We start from the raw sequence: 25,725 nt of genomic DNA, 5'->3' as shown, positions 1-25,725 counted from the left end.
AAGAACATCACCCGGCGGTTGGCCCGCCGGGCGATAGAACCATTAGCGCACTGGTGGTGCGTACTGAATGCCGCCGTTGTTCCACAGGGCGTTCAGGCCACGGTCGATTTCCAGCGGAGTGTTCTTGCCGAGGTTTTTCTCGAACACTTCACCGTAGTTGCCGACCTGCTTGACGATCTGCACGACCCAGTCCTTCGGCAGTTTCAGGTCTTTGCCGTATTCACCGTCAGCACCGAGCATACGAGCGACGTCCGGATTCTTGGTGGACTTGGCTTCAGCTTCGACATTCTTCGAAGTGATGCCGGCCTCTTCAGCGTTGAGCATGGCGTAGCCAGTCCAGCGCACTACAGCCAGCCACTCGTCGTCGCCGTTACGCACGACCGGACCCAGTGGTTCCTTGGAAATGGTTTCCGGCAGAACCACGTAGTCTTTCGGCGAAGCCAGTTTGCTGCGCTGGGCGAACAGCTGGGATTTGTCGGAAGTCAGCACGTCGCAACGACCGGATTCCAGCGACTTGGCGCTTTCATCGGAGGTGTCGAAAGTGATTGGGGTGTATTTCAGACCGTTGCCGCGGAAGTAGTCGGAAACATTGAGCTCGGTGGTAGTACCGGCCTGGATGCAGATAGTTGCGCCGTCCAGCTCTTTGGCACTCTTCACGCCCAGCTTGTTGTTTACCAGGAAGCCGATGCCGTCGTAGTAGGTAATGAAGCCCGGGAATTTCAGGCCCATGCCCGCATCACGGGAGCTGGTCATGGTGGTGTTGCGCGACAGGATGTCGATCTCGCCGGACTGCAGCGCGGTGAAGCGCTCCTTGGCGTTCAACTGACTGAATTTGACCTTGGTTGCGTCGCCGAATACGGCAGCGGCTACTGCGCGGCAGAAGTCAGCGTCGATGCCGAGGATCTTGCCGGTAGCGTCCGGTACCGAGAAGCCCGGCAGACCGTCGCTCACGCCACATTGCACGAAACCTTTCTTCTGCACGGCATCCAGGGTTGCACCCGCCTGAGCGAACCCGCTGACGCCGAGTACTGCTGCTGCAGTCACGATCGCCAGAGTGGATTTCAACATCTTCATTCAAACCTCCAGTTTTGCTCTTGTTGTGTCGGAGCTTGAGTCCAGTCGCACCCTTTTGAGGCGGTGTTGACCCTAGTTGGCTTTTTATTGGGTCAACCGACGTAAAGACCTTCGCTATGAGTGTTTCAGGAGAAAATCCACATCATGGACAACTCACTTCTCACCAATTGGCCGAACGGGCTGTAGCCCTTTCATATTCGCTAAGCCCATGGCGGCCATTGGCGAACATCCATTACCGGATTCTTTGCATCCCATCGCCAGGCGTTCACTGATAGTGTTACCGCCAGACGCGAGATCGGTTGCACGCTTCAAGCCATAGCAAAGCCCGTACCACACCGGCCGCTGAAGCACATAAGCGACAGGTCAATAGCAAAACTTGTACCCTTGCGACATCTTCTTAACGGATCAACCGGGCGCGCACTTCAATCACGCACTCAATGAGAGCGCCCGCACATATTTGGAGCAGACATGACCGAGCCCTTGATTCTTCAGCCTGTTAAGCCCGCAGACGCCTGCGTGATCTGGCTGCACGGCCTCGGCGCCGACCGCTATGACTTCCTGCCGGTCGCCGAGGCATTGCAGGAAAGCCTGCTGAGCACACGCTTCGTGCTGCCTCAGGCGCCGACACGCCCTGTGACAATTAACGGCGGATACGCCATGCCGAGCTGGTACGACATTAAAGCCATGAGCCCGGCGCGGGCGATCGATCGCGATGAGCTGGAAGCGTCGGCCGATCACGTCATTGAATTGATCGAAAACGAGCGAGCCAGCGGAATAGACGCCTCGCGGATTTTTCTCGCGGGTTTCTCCCAGGGTGGCGCCGTGGTCTATCACACCGCTTTTCTGAAATGGCAGGGGCCGTTGGGTGGCGTGATGGCGTTGTCGACGTATGCGCCGACGTTCAGTGAAGAACTGCAGTTATCGGCCAGCCAGCAACGAATTCCGGTGCTTTCGTTGCACGGTCAGTTCGACAACGTTGTGCAAAACTCCATGGGCCGCACTGCTTATGAGTATCTGAAAGCCCATGGTGTCACCGTGACATGGCAGGAATACCCAATGGAGCACGAAGTGTTACCCGAGGAAATTCGTGATATCGGTACCTGGCTGAGCGAGCGCCTGCGCTGATTATCCGCACAACGTCCGCCCTTTGATCATCACACTACGCCGCGCCCGTTTCTTGCATTACACTGGCCGGCGTACATTCCTTAACCAATTGATGAGATGACCGTGCTCGAAGCACTCAAGAAAATGTTCGGTAAAAGCGAGGCTGAGCAGCTCGCGCCAGTTACCCGTGCGCCGTCGCACGCCGCCGGTCATCGCAACGATGCCCCGCAGGCCGACCGCCCCGCTCCCGCAGCGGCACCGAAGCAACAACCGCAACCTGCACCGGCCGCGCCAATCGCCGCCGAGCCTGCCCGCAGCGAAGCGCCAAAACCGCTCAAGCCGCGTCGCGAACCCAAGCCCAAGGCACCGGTCATCCCGTGGAAACTCGAAGACTTCGTCGTCGAACCTCAGGAAGGCAAAACCCGCTTTCACGATTTCAAGCTTTCTCCAGAGCTGATGCACGCCATTCAGGATCTGGGCTTTCCTTATTGCACGCCGATCCAGGCGCAGGTGCTGGGCTTCACCCTCGCCGGCAAAGACGCCATCGGCCGCGCCCAGACCGGTACCGGTAAAACCGCCGCGTTCCTCATCTCGATCATCACTCAGTTGTTGCAGACCCCGCCGCCGAAAGAACGCTACATGGGCGAACCCCGTGCGCTGATCATCGCGCCGACCCGTGAGCTGGTGGTGCAGATTGCAAAAGACGCCGCTGACCTGACCAAGTACACCGGCCTCAACGTGATGACGTTTGTCGGCGGCATGGATTTCGACAAGCAGCTCAAGCATCTTGAAGCGCGCCACTGCGACATCCTCGTTGCGACCCCGGGCCGTCTGCTCGACTTCAACCAGCGCGGCGACGTGCATCTGGACATGGTCGAAGTCATGGTGCTGGACGAAGCCGACCGCATGCTCGACATGGGTTTCATCCCGCAAGTTCGGCAGATCATTCGCCAGACCCCGCCGAAAAGCGAACGTCAGACGCTGCTGTTCTCCGCGACGTTCACCGAAGACGTGATGAACCTCGCCAAGCAGTGGACCACCGACCCGTCGATCGTCGAGATCGAATCGCAGAACGTGGCCAACGAAAACGTCGAACAGCACATCTTTGCCGTGGCCGCTGCCGACAAATACAAACTGCTCTTCAACCTGGTCAACGATAACGGCTGGGAGCGGGTGATCGTGTTTGCCAACCGCAAAGACGAAGTACGCCGAATCGAAGAACGCCTGGTGCGCGATGGCATCAACGCCGCGCAACTGTCTGGCGACGTGCCGCAGCACAAGCGCATCAAGACCCTGGAAGGCTTCCGCGAAGGCAAGATTCGCGTATTGGTCGCCACCGATGTTGCCGGTCGCGGCATCCACATCGACGGCATCAGCCACGTCATCAACTTCACCCTGCCGGAAGTCCCGGACGATTACGTGCACCGCATCGGCCGTACCGGTCGTGCCGGCGCCGATGGCGTGTCGATCAGCTTTGCCGGTGAAGACGACTCCTACCAGTTGCCGTCCATCGAAGAGAAGCTCGGCCGCAAGATCAGCTGTGAAACACCTCCAACGCATCTATTGCGTGCAGTCGAGCGCAAGCGTCCAGAGTAAGCGACACGATAAAAGAGAAGCGCAGCCGGCAACGGACTGCGCTTTTTTTGTGCCTGCCTTTTTTCCCGGAGGATCTTGCCCGATAAAACTAAAAGTCCATAATAGACAAATAAGTTTAGATTTCGCTTCCGGAGCCTGACATGTCCAGTACGCCCTACGTGATCGACCAAACCCAGGCCCGAGAGTTGCTGGCCCGCATTGATGTGCCGCAGACATTGCGCAAACTGTTCCGTGATCTCGCTGCCGGTAACGCGGTACAACCGGCGCAGCAACTGGTGGAATTCCCACAGGGTGCCGGGGACTTCATCAATTACCTGGGTGTGTTGGCCGAAGACGGCGTGTACGGGGTGAAAACCTCGCCGTACATCGTCCGCGAGCAAGGCCCGTTGGTGACCGCTTGGACATTGTTGATGTCGATGCAGACCGGCCAGCCCTTGCTGCTGTGCGATGCCGGCGAACTGACCACTGCGCGTACGGCTGCGACTACCGCAGTGGCCGTCGATGCCCTCGCCCCACTGGATGCGCGGCGACTGGCGATCATCGGCAGCGGCAAAGTTGCACAGGCGCATCTGCATTACGTGAAGTCTTTGCGCGACTGGCAAAGCATCAGTGTGTATTCGCCGAGCCTGAATGAGGATCCTGAAACCCAGGCGCAGCTCAAAGCCATTGCTCCCCTGCTGACGGTTGCCAAGAGCCGTGAAACTGCCCTCGCCGATGCCGATGTGATCATGCTCTGCACTTCGTCAGCGGGGCCGGTGATCGACCCGGCAGCACTGAGCAAACCCGCGTTGATCACCTCGATCAGCACCAACGCCCCCCGCGCCCACGAAGTGCCACCGCAAAGCCTCAACGACATGCAGGTGTTCTGCGACTACCGTCTGACCACACCGGGTTCGGCGGGCGAGATGCTGATTGCTGTTGAGCAACATGGCTGGAGCAAGGATTCGATCATGGGTGACCTCGCCGATCTGCTCAGTGAAAAAGTGCAACGCCCGGATTACCACCGTCACGTGTTTTTCCGCTCGATCGGGCTGGGCCTGGAAGACATTGCCCTGGCGAATGCGGTTTATCGCCTGAAGCACTGACACCTCGGTCCCCTGTAGGAGCTGCCGCAGGCTGCGATCTTTTGATCTTGCCTTCAGAAAATCAAAATCAAAAGATCGCAGCCTGCGGCAGCTCCTACAGAAAGCACATTCCAGAGTGGATGTCGCCGAAGGCAGATCCACAGAAAACGCATTCCAAAGTGGGTGTCGCCGAAGGCAGATCCACACAAAACGCATTCCAGAGTGGATGTCGCCGAAGGCAGATCCACAGAAAACGCATTCCAGAGTGGATGTCGCCGAAGGCAGATCCACTGACAACGCATTCCAGAGTGGGTGTCGCCAAAAGGCAGATCCCACAGAGAACCTCGATACCTTTGGAGATGTTCATGAGCCAGGCAGATTTCATCATCATCGGCGGCGGGATTGCCGGCGCTTCCACCGGTTTCTGGCTGTCGCCCCACGCCAAAGTGATTGTGCTGGAGCGTGAATCTCACCCGGCCTATCACTCCACCGGACGGTCCGCCGCCCTGTTCACCGCTGCTTATGGCACACCGCAGGTACGCGCGCTGACTCAGGCCAGCCGTGAGTTTTTCGACCAGCCGCCGGCCGGATTCTGCGAGCACCCGCTGCTGACCCCACGCGGCGAAATGACCGTGGATTTCACCGGTGACGCCGCCGAACTCAACAACCAGTACCTGAGCGCCAAAGCCACGGTGCCGCAAATGCAACTGCTCAGCGCTGATGAAGCCTGCGCGCGCCTGCCGATCCTGCGCCGGGAAAAAGTCCACGGGGCGATTTACGACCCGACAGCCTGTGACATCGATACCGACGCCCTGCATCAAGGCTACCTGCGCGGTATCCGCCGCAACCACGGAGAGGTGCACACCGACTGCCAGGTGCTGAGCCTTGAGCGCGATGCCGATAATGTCTGGCAGGTGCAGACCAACGGCCAGACCTTCAGCGCGCCAGTGATCATCAACGCGGCCGGCGCCTGGGCCGACAAGATCGGCGCAATGGCCGGTGCACAATCGCTGGGCCTGCAACCGAAACGCCGCGCCGCATTCATATTCGCCGGACCCGAAGGCGTCGACATTCATCATTGGCCGATGCTGGTCAGCCTCGACGAATCGTTCTACATGAAACCCGACGCCGGCATGTTCCTCGGCTCGCCAGCCAATGCTGACCCGGTCGAACCCCACGACGTGCAGCCTGAAGAACTGGACATCGCCATGGGCATCTATCAGATCGAAGAAGCCACAACGCTGACCATTCGCCGCCCGACGCGCACGTGGGCCGGTTTGCGCAGTTTCGTCGCCGACGGTGATTTGCTCAGCGGGTTCGATGCACAGGTGCCGGGCTTGTTCTGGGTCGCAGCCCAGGGCGGGTACGGCATCCAGACGTCACCGGCGATGGGCCAGGCCAGCGCGGCCCTGGTACGCGGTCTGCCGTTACCCGAGCAACTGCGTCAGTTCGGGCTGAGCAGCAACATGCTCTCCCCTGCCCGGCTCGGTTAATCCGCGCTGCGGATGACGCGCCCAACCGATTGCGGCAAACTCGCAGCGCCCCTGTTCATGGGGGCGCTGACGCTGCCTGGAGCTCCACTGTCATGACCGCCCCCGAACTCGACCCGGCACTGGATAACTTCCGGGCCATCGCCGACGCCATCGCCACGCTGTTTTTTCCCCACGCCGAAGTGGTGCTGCACGATTTGCGCACGCAAAAAGTCGACTACATCGCCAATAACCTGTCCAAACGCGAGATCGGTGACGAGTCGTCACTCGAAGACATGCTCAGCGAAGACGTCAGCGAGCGGAACATCGGCCCGTACGAAAAACTCAATTGGGATGGTCAGAAAATCCGCAGCCTCAGCAGCGTGCTGCGTGACAGCGAAGGCCTGCCGCTGGCGGTGCTGTGCATCAATCTGAATATTTCGCTGTTCGAGAATGCCAAGGCGGCGCTGGATCTGTTCCTGTCGCCAAGCAAACTGATCCCGCAACCCGACTCACTGTTTCGCGATGACTGGCAGGAGCGCATCAACACGTTCCTGCACGCCTGGCTGCGCGAGCGGCAACTGAGCCTGAATCTGCTGACCCGCGATCACAAACGTGAACTGGTGCTGGCGCTGCACGCCGAAGGCGCGTTCAAGGGCAAGAGCGCCTCGAACTATGTGGCCAATGTGCTGAACATGGGGCGGGCGACGGTGTACAAACACCTGAAGGAATTAAAGGGCTGAAGATTCGCGGTGATTGATCTGGCCCCATCGCTGGCAAGCCAGCTCCCACAGGGATTTTGATGTACACAAAATCTGTGTACGACTCGATCACTGTGGGAGCTGGCTTGCCAGCGATAACGGACTATCAGTCGCCGTAGATATCGGACTTGAAATACTTCTCGGAAATCTTCTGATATTCGCCACTCGCGCGAATCCCGTCGATTGCGGTATTCAGCTCGCTGACCAGCTCACTATTACCCTTGCGCACCGCAATCCCCGCACCTTCGCCCACATACTTCGGATCCTTCAGCTCCGGGCCGACAAACGCATAGCCCTTGCCGCGCGGCATCGACAGGAAGTCATTCAGCGGAATGGTGTCGGCAAAAATCGCATCAAGGCGACCGGCAGCCAGGTCCATGTAGATCTCTTCGTTGTTGCTATAGCGCTTGACGTTGACGCCCTTGGGTTCAAACACCTCGGTGGCATAGCGGTCGGTCGTGGTCGCACGCTGCACGCCGACGTTCTTGCCCTTGAGGCTGGCGTATTGATCATCGACCGTAGCGCCGTCCTTCATCACCAACCGCGACGAAGTGAAGTAATACTTGTGGGTGAAATCCACCGACTTCTTGCGGTCTTCGTTGATGGTCATCGACGACAGCGCCATGTCAATTTTCTTCACTTTCAACGAAGGAATCAGGCCATCAAACTCTCCTTCGACCCACACGCACTTGGCCTTCATCTGCGCGCACAGAGCATTGCCGATGTCGTAGTCGAAACCGACGATTTCGCCTTTGTCGGTTTTCGAGGCGAATGGCGGATAAGCAGCTTCGATACCAATGCGCAGGGTTTTCTCGGCGGCGAAGACGCTGGAGCACGCCAACAGACTGAGGGCCAGACCGGTGATGAGGGGAAGTTTCTTCATGTTCATTCTCTCGCGGGTTGTTGTTGGTTTGGCAAGATGAAGAAGAGCAGCTGGGAGCTTGTAGCTACGAGCGGCAAGACTGAAGCTTTTTTTGTACTTGGAAATCCATATTGGACTTATAGGTACAGATCGTCAATCGGACAGATAAGCAAGATTTCGGTGATGCCGATGACGCCATCGCGAGCAGGCTCACTCCTACAGGGGATCGGTGGCGAACACAAAATCTGTGTCCATGAAGATCCACTGTAGGAGTGAGCCTGCTCACGATGGCTGACTTGGGGACACTGAAGAACTTACTGTTTCCAGCGATCCGCCGCCGCATGATCACTGTCCCGCCCCTCAACCCAACGCGGCCCATCACTGGTGTTTTCCTTCTTCCAGAACGGTGCACGGGTTTTCAGGTAATCCATGACGAAAGCGCAGGCGTCGAACGCTGCCTGGCGATGGGCGCTGGCAGCGCCGACAAACACGATGGGCTCGCCCGGTTCCAGCGCGCCGATGCGGTGCAGCACTTCCAGTTTCAGCAACGGCCAGCGCTGCTCGGCCTCGATGGCGATCTTGCCAAGGGCTTTTTCAGTCATGCCCGGATAGTGTTCGAGAAACATCCCCGCCACATCCAGCCCGTCGTTGAAGTCGCGCACGTAGCCGACAAAACTCACCACCGCGCCGACGCCGACATTGGCCGCGTGCATCGCGTTGACTTCAGCACCCGGATCGAACGGCGCGGCCTGCACACGAATCGCCATGACTCAGCCTCCGGTCACTGTGGGGAAAAATGCCACTTCGTCACCCTCGACCACCGGCTCGTCGAGCTGGCACAAATCTTCGTTGCGCGCGCACATCAGGTTCTGCTCGCTCAATACCTCGGCGCCGTCACGCTGCGCCAACAGCGCGCGCACGTCATCGACGGTGGCGAAATCGCCGTCGACCGTTACCGAGTCAACGCCCAGCGCTTCACGGTAACGGGCAAAAAACTTAACCGTCAGCTTCATGCTTGATCCGCCTGAAAGTGCCCGCTCTTGCCGCCGACCTTTTCCAGCAGACGCACGCTTTCGATGGTCATGCCGCGATCCACCGCTTTGCACATGTCATAGATAGTCAGCGCGGCGACGCTGGCGGCGGTCAGCGCTTCCATCTCGACGCCGGTCTGCCCGGACAATTTGCAACGGGCGACGATGCGCACGGTGTCTTCGCCTTCAGCGCTGAGCTCGACTTTGACGCCAGTGAGCATCAGCGGATGGCACAGGGGAATCAGATCGCTGGTTTTCTTTGCAGCCTGAATACCGGCAATGCGCGCCACGGCGAACACGTCACCCTTGGGATGGCCGCCGCTGACGATCATCTGCAACGTTTCGGGGAGCATGCGCACCAGCGCTTGAGCCGTCGCTTCACGAAACGTCACGGCTTTTTCAGTGACGTCGACCATGTTGGCGCGACCTTGGGAATCGAGATGAGTCAGCACGGGATTACTCCTGATCAGGAGCGGGGATTGTAAACCTGCGAGTCAAATTTCCGCACGCACCGATTCACATATCTCCCTTTAGGAGCTGCCGGAGGCTGCGATCTGTTGATCTTGCTTTTTAGAACCAAAATCAAAAGATCGCAGCCTTCGGCAGCTCCTACATTTGATCGGCATTTATCCATAAAAAAACCGGGCAGCTTTTTCGGCCGCCCGGTTTGTTTCGAAGGGTTACAAATGCGTTTCGGCGTATTCGGCCAGGATCGAGCGAGGCACCCCTTGCAGGGTGATATGCACACCGTTAGGGAAATCCTTGAAACGTTCGGTCAGGTAGGTCAGCCCGGAGCTGGTCGCGGACAGGTATGGGGTGTCGATCTGTGCGAGGTTACCCAGGCACACCACTTTGGAACCCGCGCCGGCACGGGTGATGATGGTTTTCATCTGGTGCGGCGTGAGGTTCTGGCATTCGTCGATCAGGATCAGGCTCTGCTGGAAGCTGCGACCGCGAATGTAGTTGAGCGATTTGAACTGCAACGGCACTTTGCTGAGGATGTAGTCGACGCTGCCATGGGTGTTTTCGTCATCCATGTGCAAGGCTTCGAGGTTGTCGGTGATGGCGCCAAGCCAAGGCTCCATTTTTTCCGCTTCGGTGCCAGGCAGGAAGCCGATTTCCTGGTCCAGGCCCTGCACGCTGCGGGTGGCGATGATGCGCCGATAACGCTTGCTGACCATGGTCTGCTCGATCGCAGCGGCCAACGCCAGAATGGTTTTACCGGAACCGGCCGCACCCGACAGGTTGACCAGATGGATGTCCGGATCGAGCAGCGCATACAGCGCCAGGCTCTGGTAGATGTCACGCGGTTTCAGGCCCCAGGCTTCCTGGTGCAACAGGGGTTCCTGATGCAGATCGAGAATCAGCAGGCGGTCTTCGTCAATCTCCTTGATCCAGCCAACGAAGCCCTGTTCATCGATGATGAACTCGTTGATATGCACTGCTGGCAGGTTATCGATCAGTTTCACTTCGTGCCAGGTGCGGCCGTGGTCCTGACGGGTTTCAACCTTGCTCACCAGGTCCCAGAAGGAGCCGGTCATGTTGTGATAACCATTGGGCAGCAGCGACACGTCATCGACCAGTTGGTCGGTGCTGTAGTCCTCGGCCGCGATCCCGCAGGCGCGCGCCTTGAGGCGCATGTTGATGTCTTTGGTCACCAGAACCACAGGTTTCTGTGGGTCACGGGTGTGCATATCGATGAGTTGGTTGATGATTTTGTTGTCGTTCAGATGCTCGGGCAGAATCAGATTCGACTCGGCCTGCTTGCTCATCAGAATTGACAGCAAGCCCTTCGGACCGCCCTTGCCACGCTGAATCGGCACGCCCAGTTCGACGTCCTCGGGGGAGGCATCGCCCAGGGTCTTGTCGATCAGCCGGATGGCCTGACGGCATTCGGCGGCAACGCTGTGATGCCCGCTCTTGAGCTTGTCCAGCTCTTCCAGCACGGTCATCGGGATGGCGACGTGGTGTTCTTCGAAATTAAGCAGGGCGTTTGGATCGTGAATCAGTACGTTGGTATCGAGTACATAAAGGATTGGCTGGTTGGAAGGGCTACGTCCGTGATCATCCATACTCGGTCACCTTTGTCAGAGCCATTCGACGCAATACCTCTACAGTGCTGCGCCTCGAAGTGACTGCCGATTCATCTGCCGGGCTTTTATTGAAAGAGGCAGGTGACTTGCACACAAAGTGGGTCTTGGAAGACGCCACCTGTGTTGCAGGTTTCGGCGGTCTGTCTTCGTAATACTCCAAAACCCATGACAGGAAAAAGCACTTTGACGGTTTTTTGAAGTTTATTTTGCAGAGTGACGAAAAGCCCTTGGCGGACCGTCCAGACCCCGCTAAAGTCGGAAGTCCGCCTGCATCGAATCCTGCAAAAAAATCGCCCCAAGCCCAATATTTCCGGGCTTTCTTCGTTTCTCAGCGAAACCCGTCCAGACAGTCTTCCCAACCGATGCCGCTTTGCGCGGTTTGCGTGATCAGCCAAGGCATGGCGGTCTTCACGGCATCCTGTTTCATGTTGAAATTGATCACTCCGTGACGCCACAACAGCATCAGGGTCAGCACTCGCTGTGCACTCTGCGGGCCTTTGAGTTTGCCTGCGCCGTCCGCGGCATCGATGTCCCAAAGCGCCACTTGCAGGCCCTGCGTGTTAAAGAAGCCTTTTGCATCGCTGCGCCGCTGGCCATCTGGCGGACGAAACAGCGGTACATAGTTTTCCGGCAGTTTGTTCTTCACCAGATCGGCACTGCGGCGCACCGAGTCCTGCCAGTCCTGCCAATGGCTGTGGGAGCGGAACTCCCAACCCTGCACGCCGACGCATTGCTGCGAGAACGCCGCTTGCAGGCCGCTCACGGAACGGTCACCCAGTCGCGCCTGAATATCCTTGCCCAACATGAAGAACGTGCCGCTCATGTTTGACTTGCGCAGGTACTCGGTGAGCCAATCGGTGTTGTCCGGTTGCGCGTTGGCGGCGCTGTCGAAGGTCAGCAGAAACAGTCGGTCATGCATCTCGTCGCCGTTGCGCTCATAGTCGCCGAAACGATCGATTTCGCTGCTGGTCTGCGGGAACAGCGCAGCCTTGCGCAGCAGTTCGTCCAGATACTGCAGATGGAAGATCCGACTCGGCTCGGCCCACTTGGTGTAATAGCTGTCATCGCTGACGACGAATTTGGCGGCTTGCTCACGCAGCGTCGGCAAGTCTTCGACGAGGAAGCAGAACGAGGCGTCCTGATCGCAACTCTGCTGGGCGAAGTTGTAGTTGGCCAGCAAGCGCTGCCACAGGCGCTCGCGCAGGCTGTTGACTGAATCCAGATTGACCGTGCGCAGGCCCAGGCGCTGAGCCAGCGCGGCCTCCGTCATCGATTCGGTGCCGAGCAAGCCGCGGGCAAACATGAGGATTTCCGCACGTGAAGCGACGTCGAACAGCGTCGGACTGCTCAGTTGCTCAGGCCAGGTGTCGCGATCCAGCGTCGCCACATCGCCCGGCGCCGCGACGGCTCCGAAGCTCAACAGCCACGCGGTGAATAAAAGAACAATGCGCAATGGGGTGTCTCCGTCACAAAACCCGGGAGGCACTATATCGCGGGTGGATCAAAAGAAAGATCAAAAGATCGCAGCCTGCGGCAGCTCCTACAGGTTCACGCCACAGACTCGAGGCCACTTCATGCCAGGCGCACACTGTAAGAGCTCTCGAGCCCCAGCGAGGCAGCGATCTTGCTCCATGACACCACCGATCACCTATTACGCTCATAGCTGGAGTCAACACCGACAACCCCCTAGAATCGCCCCCACGATTAAAGGAGACGACTTCATGCTGATGGTGATTTCCCCCGCCAAGACCCTCGATTACGAAACGCCGCCGGCGACCCAGCGCTTCACCCAGCCGCAATATCTCGACCACTCCCAGGAACTGATCCAGCAGTTGCGCGAGCTATCGCCGGCGCAGATCAGCGAGCTGATGCACGTCTCCGACAAGATCGGCGGGCTCAACGCCGCGCGTTTCGGCAGCTGGACGCCAGCGTTCACTCCGGAAAACGCCAAGCAGGCACTGCTCGCGTTCAAGGGTGACGTCTACACCGGTCTCGATGCGCAGTCCTTCAGTGAAGCGAATTTCGATTACGCGCAAAAACACCTGCGCATGCTTTCCGGCCTCTATGGCCTGCTGCGCCCGCTGGACTTGATGCAACCGTATCGTCTGGAAATGGGCACCAAACTGGCCAACGCGCGCGGCAAGGATTTGTACGCGTTCTGGGGCACGCGCATCAGTGAATGGCTGAACGAAGCATTGGCCGAGCAAGGCGATGACCTGCTGCTCAACCTGGCGTCCAACGAGTACTTTTCGGCGGTCAAACGCACCGCGTTGAATGCGCGAATCATCAATGCCGATTTCAAGGATCTGAAAAACGGTCAGTACAAGATCATCAGCTTCTACGCAAAAAAGGCCCGTGGCCTGATGAGCCGTTTCGTTATCCAGGAAGGTATCAACGATCCAGCCCACCTCAAGCAGTTCGATGTTCAGGGTTATCGCTACAGTGCTGAACAATCCAAACCGGACAATCTGGTGTTTTTGCGCGATCACGCCCCCGAATAAAGCATGCCTATTGCACGACTCTTTCTATCGAGAGTCGTGCAGCTCGCACGATGTCAAAAATCCCTCGCTACATATCGCCATTTTTATGGCGCCATAAAATCAACAGCCTCTTTTCTAATATTAGTTTCACTCGACACTGATCATTTTTTTCAGTAGTGGCACCTAATTTTTTTCACTGTAGTGGCACAAAACTATCTAACGTGATTATTCGCCTGTTAATAAAGGTCGGAAACGAAGGTGCCATCAAATTGAGACTAGTGCCATCTTCGACAATATTTCAAGAAATTTCAGATTTCGCGATGAGTGGACAGGAACTTCGTCCAAATGCATAGCTCATACCACCGGTAACGATTCTCGCCGAGTTTGTACGAGATAACTTACGCAAGACAGATAGTCATGTAACCAAGTTGTCACAGCAACTTGCCTAGATGACTAACTAGTCTGAAAGCAAACTGAAGTTCAGGAGATACGCACCATTAATATCCCCTGCAAGGCCATGGCCACGCCCCTATAAACGTGCTCGCCTGAGCACCCAACCGCTTGATTTACAAGGCTTCCACCTGACATCAAGCGCGTAAAAACGATTGCACCAAGGTCTTCACCAATGAAGATCGGCTGCATAACAGGGCATGCCATAACAACAAGGCCTGGTTGCGCACATCTTGAGTGCACTTATTTAGACACTCGGAACTTAGTATGCCTGCACACGGCATTGTTGCGCCTGTGCGTCGCACTTTCGAGTGCACTAACGAACGCTGAACACCATTAACTCCGGCCCTCTAGTGGCCTGATATATACAGAGGTAATTGCGATGCGCATCAGCATATTTGGTTTGGGTTACGTTGGCGCAGTGTGTGCCGGTTGCCTGTCTGCACGGGGCCATGACGTGGTTGGCGTCGATGTAGCCAAAGACAAGATCGACATGATCAACGCTGGCAAATCTCCCATTGTTGAGCCGGGTCTGGGCGAACTGTTGCAGCAAGGTATTCAGAACGGACGTCTGCGCGGTACGACCAACTTCGCCGAAGCGATTCGCGATACCGACCTGTCGATGATTTGCGTCGGCACGCCGAGCAAAAAGAACGGCGACCTGGAACTGAACTACATCGAGGCCGTGTGCCGCGAGATCGGTTTTGTTCTGCGTGACAAGACCACCCGCCACACCATCGTGGTGCGCAGCACCGTACTGCCGGGCACTGTCGCAAACGTTGTCATCCCGATCCTCGAAGATTGCTCCGGGAAAAAGGCTGGCGTCGATTTCGGCGTTGCGGTCAACCCTGAGTTCCTGCGTGAATCCACCGCGATTGCCGACTACGACCTGCCACCGATGACCGTTATCGGCGAGTTCGACAAGGCCTCGGGCGACGTTCTGCAATCGCTGTACGAAGAACTCGACGCACCGATCATCCGCAAGGACATCGCCGTTGCCGAAATGATCAAGTACACCTGCAACGTCTGGCACGCCACCAAAGTGACCTTCGCCAACGAGATCGGCAACATCGCCAAAGCGGTCGGCGTCGATGGCCGTGAAGTGATGGACGTCGTTTGCCAGGACAAGACCCTCAACCTGTCCCAGTACTACATGCGTCCAGGCTTCGCTTTCGGCGGTTCGTGCCTGCCGAAAGACGTCCGCGCCCTGACCTACCGCGCAGGTTCGCTGGACGTCGAAGCGCCACTGCTCAACTCGCTGATGCGCAGCAACGAATCGCAAGTGCAGAACGCCTTCGACATCGTTGAAAGCCACGACAAACGCAAAGTCGCCCTGCTCGGCTTGAGCTTCAAGGCCGGCACCGACGACCTGCGCGAAAGCCCGCTGGTGGAACTGGCTGAAATGCTGATCGGCAAGGGTTACGACCTGAGCATCTACGACAGCAACGTCGAGTACGCCCGTGTTCACGGTGCGAACAAGGACTACATCGAGTCGAAAATCCCGCACGTGTCGTCCCTGCTCAATTCGGACTTCGACTCGGTGATCGACAACTCCGACGTGATCATCCTCGGCAACCGCGACGAGAAGTTCCGTGCGCTGGCTCAGCAAGCACCGGACGGCAAACAGGTCATCGACCTGGTCGGCTTCATGGCCAAAGCCACCGACGCTGGCACCCGTACCGAAGGTATCTGCTGGTAAAGCAGCCCTAAGCGACAAGCTTCGAGCTGCAAGCCAAAGCGTTTTGCTTGCAGCTCGCAGCTTGCGGCTTGAAGCCTTCTCACCTTCGGATGACGGTCATGTCGAACAAGCTCAAACATTTTTTTCTGCAATCCGCCGGCTGGCTTTTTTATCTCAGTCTGCTGATGGGCCTGGCCTTGATGCTGCCCACGTCCACATTCGACTCCGAGTCGAAGGACTTCATTTTCCTGATTGGCGCCGTGGGTATCTGGCGCTACTCGATGGGTGCAACGCACTTTGTGCGCGGCATGATTTTTCTCTACATCGTCTACCCGCACCTGCGCCGTAAAGTGCGCAAGCTGGGCAAGGCGGCAGATCCGTCGCACGTGTACCTGATGGTCACCAGTTTTCGTATCGACGCGCTGACCACAGCGCAGGTCTACAGCTCGGTGATCCGCGAAGCGATCGACTGCGGACTGCCGACCACCATGGTCTGCTCCATCGTCGAAATGTCCGATGAGTTGCTGGTCAAAGCGCTGTGGGCGCGAATGAATCCGCCGGATCGAGTGAAACTCGACTTCGTGCGCATTCCCGGCACCGGCAAACGCGATGGCCTGGCCTACGGTTTCCGCGCGATCTCCCGCCACCTGCCGGACGACCGCGCCGTCGTCGCCGTGATCGATGGCGACACCGTGCTCGCCGAAGGCGTAGTGCGCAAAACCGTGCCGTGGTTCCAGCTGTTCGGCAACGTCGGCGGCCTGACCACCAACGAATTCTGCGAAGTGCGCGGCGGCTACATCATGAGCGAATGGCACAAGCTGCGCTTCGCCCAGCGCCACATCAACATGTGCTCGATGGCCCTGTCCAAACGCGTCCTGACCATGACCGGCCGGATGTCGGTATTCCGCGCCTCCGTGGTGACCAATCCGGACTTCATCGCCGATGTGGAAAGCGACTCGCTGCAACACTGGCGCCTGGGCCGCTTCAAGTTTCTGACCGGCGACGACAAGTCGAGCTGGTTCAGCCTGATGCGCCTTGGCTACGACACGTTCTATGTGCCGGACGCGGCGATCCACACCGTGGAACACCCGCCGGAAAAGAGCTTCATCAAGGCCAGCCGCAAACTGATGTTCCGCTGGTACGGCAACAACCTGCGCCAGAACTCGCGAGCGCTGGGCCTGGGTGTGAAACGCCTCGGCGCCTTCACCTCGGTGGTGCTGTTCGACCAGCGCGTGTCGATGTGGACGTCGCTGCTCGGCCTGACCGTGGCAATCATCGCCAGCTTCAAGTACGGCACCGCGTTCATCCTGGTGTACCTGCTGTGGATCGGCATCACCCGCCTGATTCTGACGCTGCTGTTGTCCTGCTCAGGGCACAAGATCGGCCCGGCTTACCCGGCGATTCTTTATTACAACCAGATCGTCGGTGCGCTGGTGAAGATCTACGTGTTCTTCCGCCTCGACCAACAATCCTGGACTCGCCAGCCCACTTCCCTGACCCGTGATCTCGCCAGCTTTCAACGTTGGTTCAACACTTGGTCGTCTCGGACCATGACCTTCTCCGCCGGCAGCATTTTCGTCGCCGTGCTGCTGATGATGGTCTGACCCGCCCCTATTGAATTAACAAGGAAATCGCCCCTATGAATACCGCCGTCAACGCCAACGTAGTGCATGAATCCGAAGCCCAGCGCCAGCACGCCCGAGTGAAAATCCCGGCCAAACTGCGTTTCTTCGGCCCCGACCGGACGCCGATGGAGGCGCGGGTCCTCGACCTGTCCGCCGGTGGCCTGGCGTTTAACGCCGGTCAACTGCCGCTGACCATCGGCGAGGTGTACAAGGCGCGTCTGCAATTCGTCATCGACAACCTTGGCCTGGCCATGGACGTCGAATTGCAAGTGCGTTCCTTTGACCGCCAGACCGGCCGCGCGGGTTGCCAATTCCAGAACCTTGAGCCGCAGGATATTTCCACCCTGCGCCACCTGATCACTTCGCACCTGGCCGGCGACATCGTCAGCATGGGTGAAGTACTGGCGACCCTGCAGCGCGACAACTTCACCAAGGCGCGCAAGGTCAAGGACGGCGGCCACGGCATGACCCCGTTCGGGCGTCTGAAAGCCGTGACGTTCAGCGCCGGGATCTTCGCGGTCGGTCTGATCGCGGCGGGTTTCATTGCCAAATCGGTGTACGGCATGTACTTCGTCAGCCATGCACAGGCCGGTCTGGTCAGCGTGCCGGGCATGAACATCACCATGCCGCGTGACGGCACCGTGCAGAGCCTGATCAAGTCCGACGGCGTTGCGGCCAAAGGCGCGCCACTGGCGACCTTCAGCACCAGCATGCTCGACGTGCTCAAGGGCCACATGCAGGAAGATCAACTGTCGCCCGCCAAGGTTGAAGAACTGTTCGGCAAGCAAATGACCGGCACCCTCACCTCGCCGTGCGATTGCACCGTGGCCCAGCAACTGGTGGCTGACGGTCAATACGCGAGCAAGGGCGACGTGATCTTCCAACTGGTGCCGCGCAACACCGAGGCCAATGTGGAAGCACGCTTCTCCTATCGCCAGTTCGGCGACGTGCGTCCGGGCACCCCGGTGAGCTTCCAGATCGCCGGCGAAGACAAGATCCGCACCGGCAAGATCGTCAGCAGCACCAGCCTGAAAAGCGCCGACCTGTCCTCCGACATCCGCGTGCAGATCAAGCCTGACGAGTCGCTCGACAGCAGCCTCGCCGGCCGCCCGGTGGAAGTGAACAGCGACCGTGGCCCGAACCTGAACTGGCTGATCGACAAAGCCATGGCTGCCGGTCTTTAAGTCGAGGACATGCCTGTGACTATCACCAGTCTTTTCAGAACGCCACGATCCCTGTGGGAGCTGGCTTGCCAGCGATCGGATCAATGTGGTCCAGCTGAAACACCGAGTCGCCTGAATCGCTGGCAAGCCAGCTCCCACAAAGGATCAGTGTGTGCCTTGGCATTGGCAGTCAGTCTGGCCGGTTGCGCCGGCCTGCCCGATCAGCGTCTGGCCAACGAAGCGCTCAAGCGTGGCGATACCGCCACTGCTGCGCAGAATTATCAGCAACTGGCCGATCTGGGCTACAGCGAAGCGCAAGTGGGCCTCGCTGATATCCAGGTCGACAGCCGCGACCCTGCGCAAATGAAACAGGCCGAAGCGACTTATCGCGCAGCGGCCAGTGTTTCGCCGCGTGCTCAGGCACGTCTGGGTCGCTTGCTGGTGGCCAAGCCCGGTTCGACCGAAGCCGAGCACCACGAAGCCGAAACCCTGCTGAAAAAAGCCGCCGCCAATGGCGAAGGCAACACGTTGATCCCGCTGGCGATGCTCTACCTGCAATACCCGCACAGCTTCCCGAACATCAACGCTCAGCAGCAGATCGATCAGTGGCGCAAATCCGGCTACCCGGAAGCAGGTCTGGCGCAGGTGCTGCTGTATCGCACCCAGGGCACTTACGACCAGCATCTGGATGACGTGGAAAAAATCTGCAAAGCCGCGCTCAACACCACCGACATCTGCTACGTCGAACTGGCCACGGTCTATCAGAAACGTGCCCAGCCAGAACAACAGGCCGAGCTGATCAAGCAAATGCAGGCCGCTTACAGCCGTGGCACCGTCACTGCGCAGCGCGTCGATTCGGTTGCCCGTGTACTGGCCGATTCGACTCTGGGCAAGACTGACGAGAAAACCGCGCAGTCGTTGCTTGAGCCGATCGCTCCAGGCTACCCGGCGTCGTGGGTCACCCTCGCGCAATTGCTCTACGACTTCCCGGAACTGGGCGACGTCGACCAGATGATGAAGTACCTGGACAACGGCCGCGCCGCCGACCAGCCACGCGCCGAGCTGTTGCTGGGCAAGCTCTACTACGAAGGCAAAGTGGTTCCGGCCGATGCGAAGGTCGCCGAAGAACATTTCCAGAAAGCCGTTGGCCGTGAAGTCGCCGCCGACTATTACCTTGGCCAGATCTATCGCCGTGGTTACCTGGGCAAGGTTTACCCGCAGAAGGCTCTCGACCATCTGCTGACCGCTGCGCGCAACGGCCAGAACAGCGCCGATTTCGCCATCGCCCAACTGTTCTCCCAAGGCAAAGGCACCAAGCCCGACCCGCTCAACGCGTATGTCTTCAGCCAACTGGCCAAGGCACAAAACACGCCGCAAGCCGATGAACTGGCGACCACCATCGCTGCTCAATTGCCGCCCGAGCGTCTGGCCGAAGCCCAGCGCCTGCTGCAACAGGAACAGGCCAGCCGTGGCGCCCTGAACCCGAACACGCTGCAACTGCACGCCCTGCAAGAAGAAGACGGCGAGGAAAAACTATGAAGCTCAATCCATTCGTGAAGGCCGGCATTGGCCTCACATTCGCGCTGATCTGGTCTTGCCCGACACTGGCCGCGATGACTGAAAGCAAGAACTTCGGCCTGGAAGTGAAGATCACCGGCCAGTCCGAAGACGACCGTGACCTCGGTACCGCCAGCGGCGGCGACGTCAACGGTGTCGGCCTTGACCTGCGTCCGTGGGTCTACGGCGAGAGCGGCGCGTGGAGCGCCTACGCCATGGGCCAAGCGGTGACCTCGACCGACATCATCGAGACCGACACCCTGCAGCAGTCCGACAGCGACGGCACCCAGACCACCGACAATGGTGATCGCAAGACCAAGAAAAACTACCTGGCGATGCGCGAATTCTGGGTCGGCTACAGCGGCCTGACGCCTTACCCGGGCGAGATGCTCAAGCTCGGTCGCCAGCGCCTGCGCAATGACGACGGCCAATGGCGCGACACCAACATCGAAGCGCTGAACTGGACCTTCGACACCACCCTGTTGCGTGCCAACGCCGGTGTTGCCGAACGCTTCAGCGAGTACCGCACTGACCTCAAAGAGCTGGCGCCGAAAGACAAGGATCGCCTGCACGCCTACGCCGATGCTGCCTATCAGTGGACACCGGGCAACTGGGTCGGGATTCGCGGTCACCATACTCACGATGACGGCAAACTCGACTATCCAGAACCCGGCGTTGCCGGCGATTCGCTGGACAAGAAAGAGAATGGCGACATCAGCTGGATTGGCCTGACTGCCGACAGCGATGCCTACAACTGGCGCAACACCAACACCGTCAACTACTGGGGCAGCATCACCGGTATGAGCGGCGACCGCGACACGGTCAACGCGCTGAACGCCGATGGCAGCCGCCCGACGCAAGCCAAACGCAGCGATGACGTCAACGGCTGGGCCACTGACATCGGTGTGCGTCTGCGCCTCGATCCGCAATGGCAAGTCGGTGCCGCGTATGCCCGCGCCAGCGCCGATTACGAACAGACCGGTCTGGAAAGCAACCGCTCGAACTACACCGGTACACGTTCACGCGTTCACCGTTTCGGCGAAGCGTTCCGTGGCGAAATGAACAACATGCAGACCGCTACGTTGTTCGGCTCGTGGATGCTCAACGACGAGTACGACGCCAGCCTGATCTACCACAAATTCTGGCGCGTCGACGGCAACAAGCCAGTCGGCAGCAACGGTATCAACGCCGTCGAGAACAACACCGACGACGTCACCGGCGCAATCTTGTCCAGCACCTCGTTGCCGCTTGAAGACGGCAACAAGGACATGGGTCAGGAGATGGATCTGGTCGTCACCAAGTACTTCAAGCAAGGCCTGTTGCCGGCCGCATTGAGCCAGTCGATCGATGAGCCTTCGGCCCTGGTGCGTTTCCGTGGCGGCGTGTTCAAGCCGGGCGATGCCTACGGCAAGCAGGTTGATTCGTACATGCACCGCGCGTTCATCGACGTGATCTGGCGCTTCTGATGCCAACCGCCAAGGGAGTGCCCGACATGAACAGTGCCCGCAAAGGCTCACTCAGCCTGCTGGCCGGCGCGATGCTGCTGGCCTCGGCAGGCGCCTTCGCCAGCGTGGAGCCGGCGAAGCCAGCGACCACGGCGAAAGAGCTGCAACAAGCCAAGACCTACACCGTCAGCAGCGCACCGACCGAGGCGCTGAACCTGGCCGCGCCGACACTGCCGGACATCTCCGGCTACACCGCCGAAGCCGCCGCCGCGAAGATCGTTCGCAGCAAGGCGGGCAAGGTCAGTGTGCGCCGGATGATGCAGGAAGACGCTCTGAAGGACTTCATCGGCGGCGACAACAAGATGGCCGAGTGGGTGGTGCGTCAGCACGGTATTCCGCAGGCGATCTTCGTCGACGACGGCTACATGAACCTCAAGGATCTGGCGAAGAAACTGCCCAAGCAGTACTTCAGCGAAACCTCGCCGGGCGTGTACCTGGCGAAGTTGCCGATCGTGGTTGGCCGTAAAGGCATCCTCGAAATCGACGGCCAGACCCAGGAATTGCGCCTGTCCCAAGAGGCCGGTTCGTTCCTGGTCAACGACGGTCAGCTGTTCGTGCGTGATACCAAAATCACTGGCTGGCGCGAGAAGGAAAACGGCCCGGCAACCTTCCGTTCGCCGAAAGAATTCCGCCCGTTCCTGCTCGCCTGGGGGGGCACCGAGACTTACATCATCAACAGCAAGATGGCCAGCTTCGGCTACGCCAACAGTAAGTCGTACGGCGTGAGTATTTCCCAGTACACGCCGAACATGGCCAAGGTCCTCAAGCGCGCCGAGCCGACTGGCTGGATCGTCGGTTCCGAATTCTCGGACATGTGGTACGGCTTCTACTGCTACGAGACCCGCGACTTCGTGGTCAAGGGCAACACCTACAAAGACAACATCGTCTACGGCATCGACCCACACGACCGTTCTCACGGCCTGATCATTGCCGAGAACACCGTTTACGGTACGAAGAAGAAGCACGGGATCATCATTTCCCGTGAAGTGAACGACAGCTTCATCTTCAACAACAAAAGCTACGACAACAAACTCTCGGGCCTGGTGATCGACCGGAACAGCGTCAACAACATCATTGCCTACAACGAGATTTACAAGAACCACACCGACGGCATCACCCTCTACGAGTCTGCCGACAATCTGCTGTGGGGCAACAAGGTCATCAGCAACAAGCGCCACGGCATCCGCATTCGTAACAGCGTGAACATCCGCCTCTACGAAAACATCGCCATGGCCAACGGTCTGACCGGCGTCTACGGCCACATCAAAGACCTGACCGACACCGACCGCGACATCAAGCTCGATCCGTTCGATGCGCAGGTATCGCTGATCGTGGTCGGCGGTGAACTGGCGGCCAATGGCAGCGGTCCGTTGTCGATCGACTCGCCCTTGAGTGTTGAGCTGTATCGCGTATCGATGCTGGCGCCGACCAAATCCAGCGGCATCAGCTTCAACGGCATCCTCGGCGAGCGCCAGGATGAAATTCTTGACCTGCTGGTGCGCCAGCAGAAAGCCGTGCTGATCGACCCTGTCGAACGCCAGACCGAAATGCAGGACTGAGGATAATTTTATGCACCCACACTTGATCAAATTACTCAGCCTGTCGGCCCTGACCATGGGCATTCTGGCGGCCAGCAATGGCGCCCGCGCAGATGAAGCCAGCGCCGTCACACCGCCCAGGTTCACCGCTGATCCGTGCTGCAACCTGTGCCCGGAAGCGCATGACGCGAAGAATTACACCACGCGCTATCAGCAGAACTTCACCACGCTGGTACAGGCGCAAGGCGACTGGTTGTTCCGTACCCAGGAAGACCTGCGCACCGAGTTCAACACCACCCCGGCCGGCTACAAACGCATGCAGCAACTGCACGATGCGTTCAAGAGCAAAGGCGTCGAGCTGGTGATTGTCTATCAGCCGACCCGTGGTCTGGTGAACCGCAACAAGCTCAACCCGCAGGAAAAAGCCGCGTTCGATTACGAGAAAGCGTTGGGCAACTACAAGACCATGCTCGGCCGTTTCGCCAAGATGGGTTACGTGGTGCCGGACTTGTCGCCGCTGACCAACGAATCGCTGCCAGACACCCTGCCCGCCCACGATTTCTACTTCCGTGGCGACCAGCACTGGACGCCATACGGCGCGCAGCGCACGGCGAAAATCGTCGCCGAGAAGGTCAAGCAGATCCCGGCCTTCGCCGACATTCCCAAGCGTGAGTTCGAGACCAAGAAGTCCGGGCGCATGGGCAAGACCGGCACCCTGCACAACATGGCCGGGCAACTGTGCGGCACCAGTTACGCGATCCAGTACATGGACCAGTTCACCACCGAGCCGAAAGGCGAAGCGGGCGACGGCGACCTGTTCGGTGATTCCGGCAACCCGCAAATCACCCTGGTCGGCACCTCGCACAGTGGCAAAAACTACAACTTTGCCGGTTTCCTCGAAGAGTCGATCGGCGCCGACATCCTCAACGTCGCGTTCCCGGGCGGTGGTCTGGAAGGCTCGATGTTGCAGTACCTGGGCAGCGACGAGTTCCAGAAAACCCCGCCGAAAATTCTCATCTGGGAATTCTCGCCGCTGTATCGCCTCGACCAGGAAACCATCTACCGCCAGATGATGGCGCTGCTCGACAACGGCTGCGAAGGCAAAGATGCACAGATGACCGGCAGCGCCACACTGAAGCCGGGCAGCAAGCAAGAACTAATGGTCAACAGCAAGAACCTGAACCTGCAGAACAGCAGCCATCAGGTCGACATTCGCTTCGCCGACACCTCGGTGAAAACCCTGCAAGCCACCCTCTGGTACATGAACGGTCGCCACGAGGACATCAAGATCGAGAAGCCGGAAACCTCCGACACCGACGGTCGTTTCGCCTTTGAGTTGCGCACGGACGAAGACTGGGCCTCGCAAAACCTGCTGGCAGTCGAAGTCCAGGGCCCGGAAGCGGGCGCCGCGCCACAGAAAGTCGAAGCGAAAATCTGCAAACGCAACGTATTCCCGGGCGCTGGGCAACAAACCGCTCAGGTCGGGCAATGAGGTCTGCTATGCGAAATCCGAAATTGAAAACTCTTTTAGCGCCGACGCTGCTCGGGCTGGCGATCTTCGCCGGCACCGCGCAGGCCGCCGCGCCACTGCGTCCACCTCAGGGCTATTTCGCCCCTGTGGATAAATTCAAGACTGGCGACAAAAGCGAAGGCTGCGATGCAATGCCGACGCCGTACACCGGCGCGCTGCAATTTCGCAGCAAATACGAAGGCTCGGACAAGGCCCGTTCGACCCTGAACGTGCAGTCGGAAAAAGCCTTCCGCGACACTACCAAAGACATCACCACGCTGGAACGCGGCACCGCTAAACGCGTGATGCAATTCATGCGCGACGGTCGCCCGGAGCAGCTCGAATGCACGCTCAACTGGCTGACCGCTTGGGCCAAGGCTGACGCCTTGATGTCGAAAGACTTCAACCACACCGGCAAGTCGATGCGCAAATGGGCGCTGGGCAGCATGGCCTCTTCGTACATTCGCCTGAAATTCTCCGACTCGCATCCGCTGGCGCAGCATCAGCAGCAAGCGCAGTTGATCGAGGCATGGTTCAGCAAAATGGCCGACCAGGTCGTCAGCGATTGGGACAACCTGCCGCTGGAAAAAACCAACAACCATTCGTACTGGGCGGCGTGGTCGGTAATGGCGACGTCCATCGCCACCAACCGTCGCGACCTGTTTGACTGGGCGGTGAAGGAATACAAGGTCGGCGTGAATCAGGTTGATGCCGACGGTTTCCTGCCCAACGAACTCAAGCGCCAGCAACGCGCCCTCGCCTACCACAACTACGCCCTGCCGCCGCTGGCGATGATCGCCAGTTTTGCGCAGGTCAACGGTGTCGATCTGCGTCAGGAAAACAACAGTGCGCTGAAACGTCTGGGTGATCGGGTGCTGTCGGGGGTGAAAGACCCGGATGAATTCGAGAAGAAGAACGGCAAAGAGCAAGACATGGACGACCTCAAGGTCGACTCCAAATTCGCCTGGCTCGAACCGTTCTGCACCCTCTACACCTGCCCGGCCGATGTGATCGAGAAGAAGCGCGATATGCAACCGTTCAAGACCTTCCGCCTTGGCGGGGATCTGACCAAGGTCTACGACCCGTCCCACGAAAAGGGCGAAAAGGGCTCCTAGGCCAAACGCAAAACCCTGTAGGAGCTGCCGAAGGCTGCGATCTTTTGATC

The 25,725-nt window shown here is 58.7% G+C and carries 21 protein-coding genes; 14 read left to right on the top strand and 7 right to left on the bottom strand.

Features of this window, described 5'->3' with window-relative positions; genetic code table 11:
- Positions 1-42: 42 nt before the first annotated feature.
- Positions 43-1,074: an amino acid ABC transporter substrate-binding protein gene (locus tag ICA15_RS21595; protein WP_042557768.1), complete on the bottom strand. Its 1,032-nt coding sequence runs from the start codon at positions 1,072-1,074 to the stop codon at positions 43-45.
- A gap of 468 nt (positions 1,075-1,542) precedes the next feature.
- Between ICA15_RS21595 and ICA15_RS21590 the strand changes: the two genes are divergently transcribed.
- The 5 genes from ICA15_RS21590 (at position 1,543) to ICA15_RS21570 (ending at position 7,050) form a co-directional block, all read left to right on the top strand.
- The gene (locus ICA15_RS21590; protein WP_150603731.1) at positions 1,543-2,199 is read left to right on the top strand and encodes an alpha/beta hydrolase; all 657 of its coding nucleotides are present in this window, start codon (positions 1,543-1,545) and stop codon (positions 2,197-2,199) included.
- A 96-nt stretch (positions 2,200-2,295) separates the two neighbouring features.
- A complete protein-coding gene (gene rhlB / locus ICA15_RS21585) occupies positions 2,296-3,774 on the top strand; it encodes an ATP-dependent RNA helicase RhlB (RefSeq protein WP_150603730.1) in 1,479 nt (492 codons plus the stop codon).
- A gap of 140 nt (positions 3,775-3,914) precedes the next feature.
- The gene (locus tag ICA15_RS21580) at positions 3,915-4,859 is read left to right on the top strand and encodes an ornithine cyclodeaminase family protein (protein ID WP_210554566.1); all 945 of its coding nucleotides are present in this window, start codon (positions 3,915-3,917) and stop codon (positions 4,857-4,859) included.
- Positions 4,860-5,203: 344 nt separating this feature from the next.
- Positions 5,204-6,331 carry an NAD(P)/FAD-dependent oxidoreductase gene (locus ICA15_RS21575; RefSeq protein ID WP_210554565.1) on the top strand — a complete coding sequence of 376 codons (1,128 nt, stop codon included), beginning with the start codon at positions 5,204-5,206 and terminating at the stop codon, positions 6,329-6,331.
- A 92-nt stretch (positions 6,332-6,423) separates the two neighbouring features.
- Entirely contained in the window at positions 6,424-7,050 is a 627-nt protein-coding gene (locus tag ICA15_RS21570) for a transcriptional regulator (protein WP_150597492.1), read from the top strand.
- 124 nt (positions 7,051-7,174) lie between these two features.
- On the opposite strand, the gene ICA15_RS21565 is transcribed toward ICA15_RS21570, so the two are convergent.
- From ICA15_RS21565 to ICA15_RS21540, 6 genes are all read right to left on the bottom strand, one after another.
- A complete protein-coding gene (locus ICA15_RS21565; RefSeq protein ID WP_210554564.1) occupies positions 7,175-7,951 on the bottom strand; it encodes an ABC transporter substrate-binding protein in 777 nt (258 codons plus the stop codon).
- 293 nt (positions 7,952-8,244) lie between these two features.
- A complete protein-coding gene (moaE, locus tag ICA15_RS21560) occupies positions 8,245-8,697 on the bottom strand; it encodes a molybdopterin synthase catalytic subunit MoaE (protein ID WP_150603726.1) in 453 nt (150 codons plus the stop codon).
- A gap of 3 nt (positions 8,698-8,700) precedes the next feature.
- Positions 8,701-8,943 (bottom strand): MoaD/ThiS family protein, encoded by a 243-nt coding sequence (locus ICA15_RS21555; protein ID WP_150617201.1) that lies wholly within the window; start codon positions 8,941-8,943, stop codon positions 8,701-8,703.
- Positions 8,940-9,413, bottom strand: coding sequence for a cyclic pyranopterin monophosphate synthase MoaC (moaC, locus tag ICA15_RS21550; protein WP_042557760.1), 474 nt, complete (start codon positions 9,411-9,413; stop codon positions 8,940-8,942). Before moaC ends, ICA15_RS21555 begins: the two co-directional genes overlap by 4 nt.
- Positions 9,414-9,641: 228 nt before the next feature.
- Positions 9,642-11,033 carry a PhoH family protein gene (locus ICA15_RS21545; protein ID WP_150617200.1) on the bottom strand — a complete coding sequence of 464 codons (1,392 nt, stop codon included), beginning with the start codon at positions 11,031-11,033 and terminating at the stop codon, positions 9,642-9,644.
- A 349-nt stretch (positions 11,034-11,382) separates the two neighbouring features.
- Positions 11,383-12,507, bottom strand: coding sequence for a polysaccharide deacetylase family protein (locus ICA15_RS21540; protein ID WP_210554563.1), 1,125 nt, complete (start codon positions 12,505-12,507; stop codon positions 11,383-11,385).
- A 268-nt stretch (positions 12,508-12,775) separates the two neighbouring features.
- Here ICA15_RS21540 and yaaA point away from each other — a divergent pair, with 268 nt between their 5' ends.
- From yaaA to ICA15_RS21495, 9 genes are all read left to right on the top strand, one after another.
- Positions 12,776-13,555 carry a peroxide stress protein YaaA gene (yaaA, locus tag ICA15_RS21535; RefSeq protein WP_150617198.1) on the top strand — a complete coding sequence of 260 codons (780 nt, stop codon included), beginning with the start codon at positions 12,776-12,778 and terminating at the stop codon, positions 13,553-13,555.
- Positions 13,556-14,366: 811 nt separating this feature from the next.
- Positions 14,367-15,683, top strand: coding sequence for a nucleotide sugar dehydrogenase (locus ICA15_RS21530; protein WP_150603721.1), 1,317 nt, complete (start codon positions 14,367-14,369; stop codon positions 15,681-15,683).
- Between the two features lie 98 nt (positions 15,684-15,781).
- The gene (alg8, locus tag ICA15_RS21525; protein ID WP_411959664.1) at positions 15,782-17,266 is read left to right on the top strand and encodes a mannuronan synthase; all 1,485 of its coding nucleotides are present in this window, start codon (positions 15,782-15,784) and stop codon (positions 17,264-17,266) included.
- Between the two features lie 35 nt (positions 17,267-17,301).
- Positions 17,302-18,471 carry an alginate biosynthesis protein Alg44 gene (locus tag ICA15_RS21520; protein ID WP_150603720.1) on the top strand — a complete coding sequence of 390 codons (1,170 nt, stop codon included), beginning with the start codon at positions 17,302-17,304 and terminating at the stop codon, positions 18,469-18,471.
- A gap of 9 nt (positions 18,472-18,480) precedes the next feature.
- A complete protein-coding gene (gene algK, locus ICA15_RS21515; RefSeq protein WP_210554562.1) occupies positions 18,481-19,989 on the top strand; it encodes an alginate biosynthesis TPR repeat lipoprotein AlgK in 1,509 nt (502 codons plus the stop codon).
- The gene (locus ICA15_RS21510; RefSeq protein WP_150603718.1) at positions 19,986-21,473 is read left to right on the top strand and encodes an alginate export family protein; all 1,488 of its coding nucleotides are present in this window, start codon (positions 19,986-19,988) and stop codon (positions 21,471-21,473) included. Before algK ends, ICA15_RS21510 begins: the two co-directional genes overlap by 4 nt.
- Positions 21,474-21,499: 26 nt before the next feature.
- Positions 21,500-23,071, top strand: coding sequence for a mannuronan 5-epimerase AlgG (algG, locus tag ICA15_RS21505; RefSeq protein WP_210554561.1), 1,572 nt, complete (start codon positions 21,500-21,502; stop codon positions 23,069-23,071).
- Between the two features lie 10 nt (positions 23,072-23,081).
- Entirely contained in the window at positions 23,082-24,542 is a 1,461-nt protein-coding gene (locus ICA15_RS21500; protein WP_210554560.1) for an alginate O-acetyltransferase, read from the top strand.
- A gap of 8 nt (positions 24,543-24,550) precedes the next feature.
- Complete coding sequence (locus ICA15_RS21495) at positions 24,551-25,675, top strand: mannuronate-specific alginate lyase (RefSeq protein WP_210554559.1); 1,125 nt, start codon at positions 24,551-24,553, stop codon at positions 25,673-25,675.
- Positions 25,676-25,725: the final 50 nt, after the last annotated feature.

Origin of the sequence: Pseudomonas sp. P116 (assembly GCF_020149425.1) — a bacterium.
Classification (GTDB): Bacteria; Pseudomonadota; Gammaproteobacteria; order Pseudomonadales; family Pseudomonadaceae; genus Aquipseudomonas; species Aquipseudomonas anatoliensis.
Note: the sequence above shows the minus strand (reverse complement) of the source record. Positions and strands in the feature narration are given on the sequence as shown.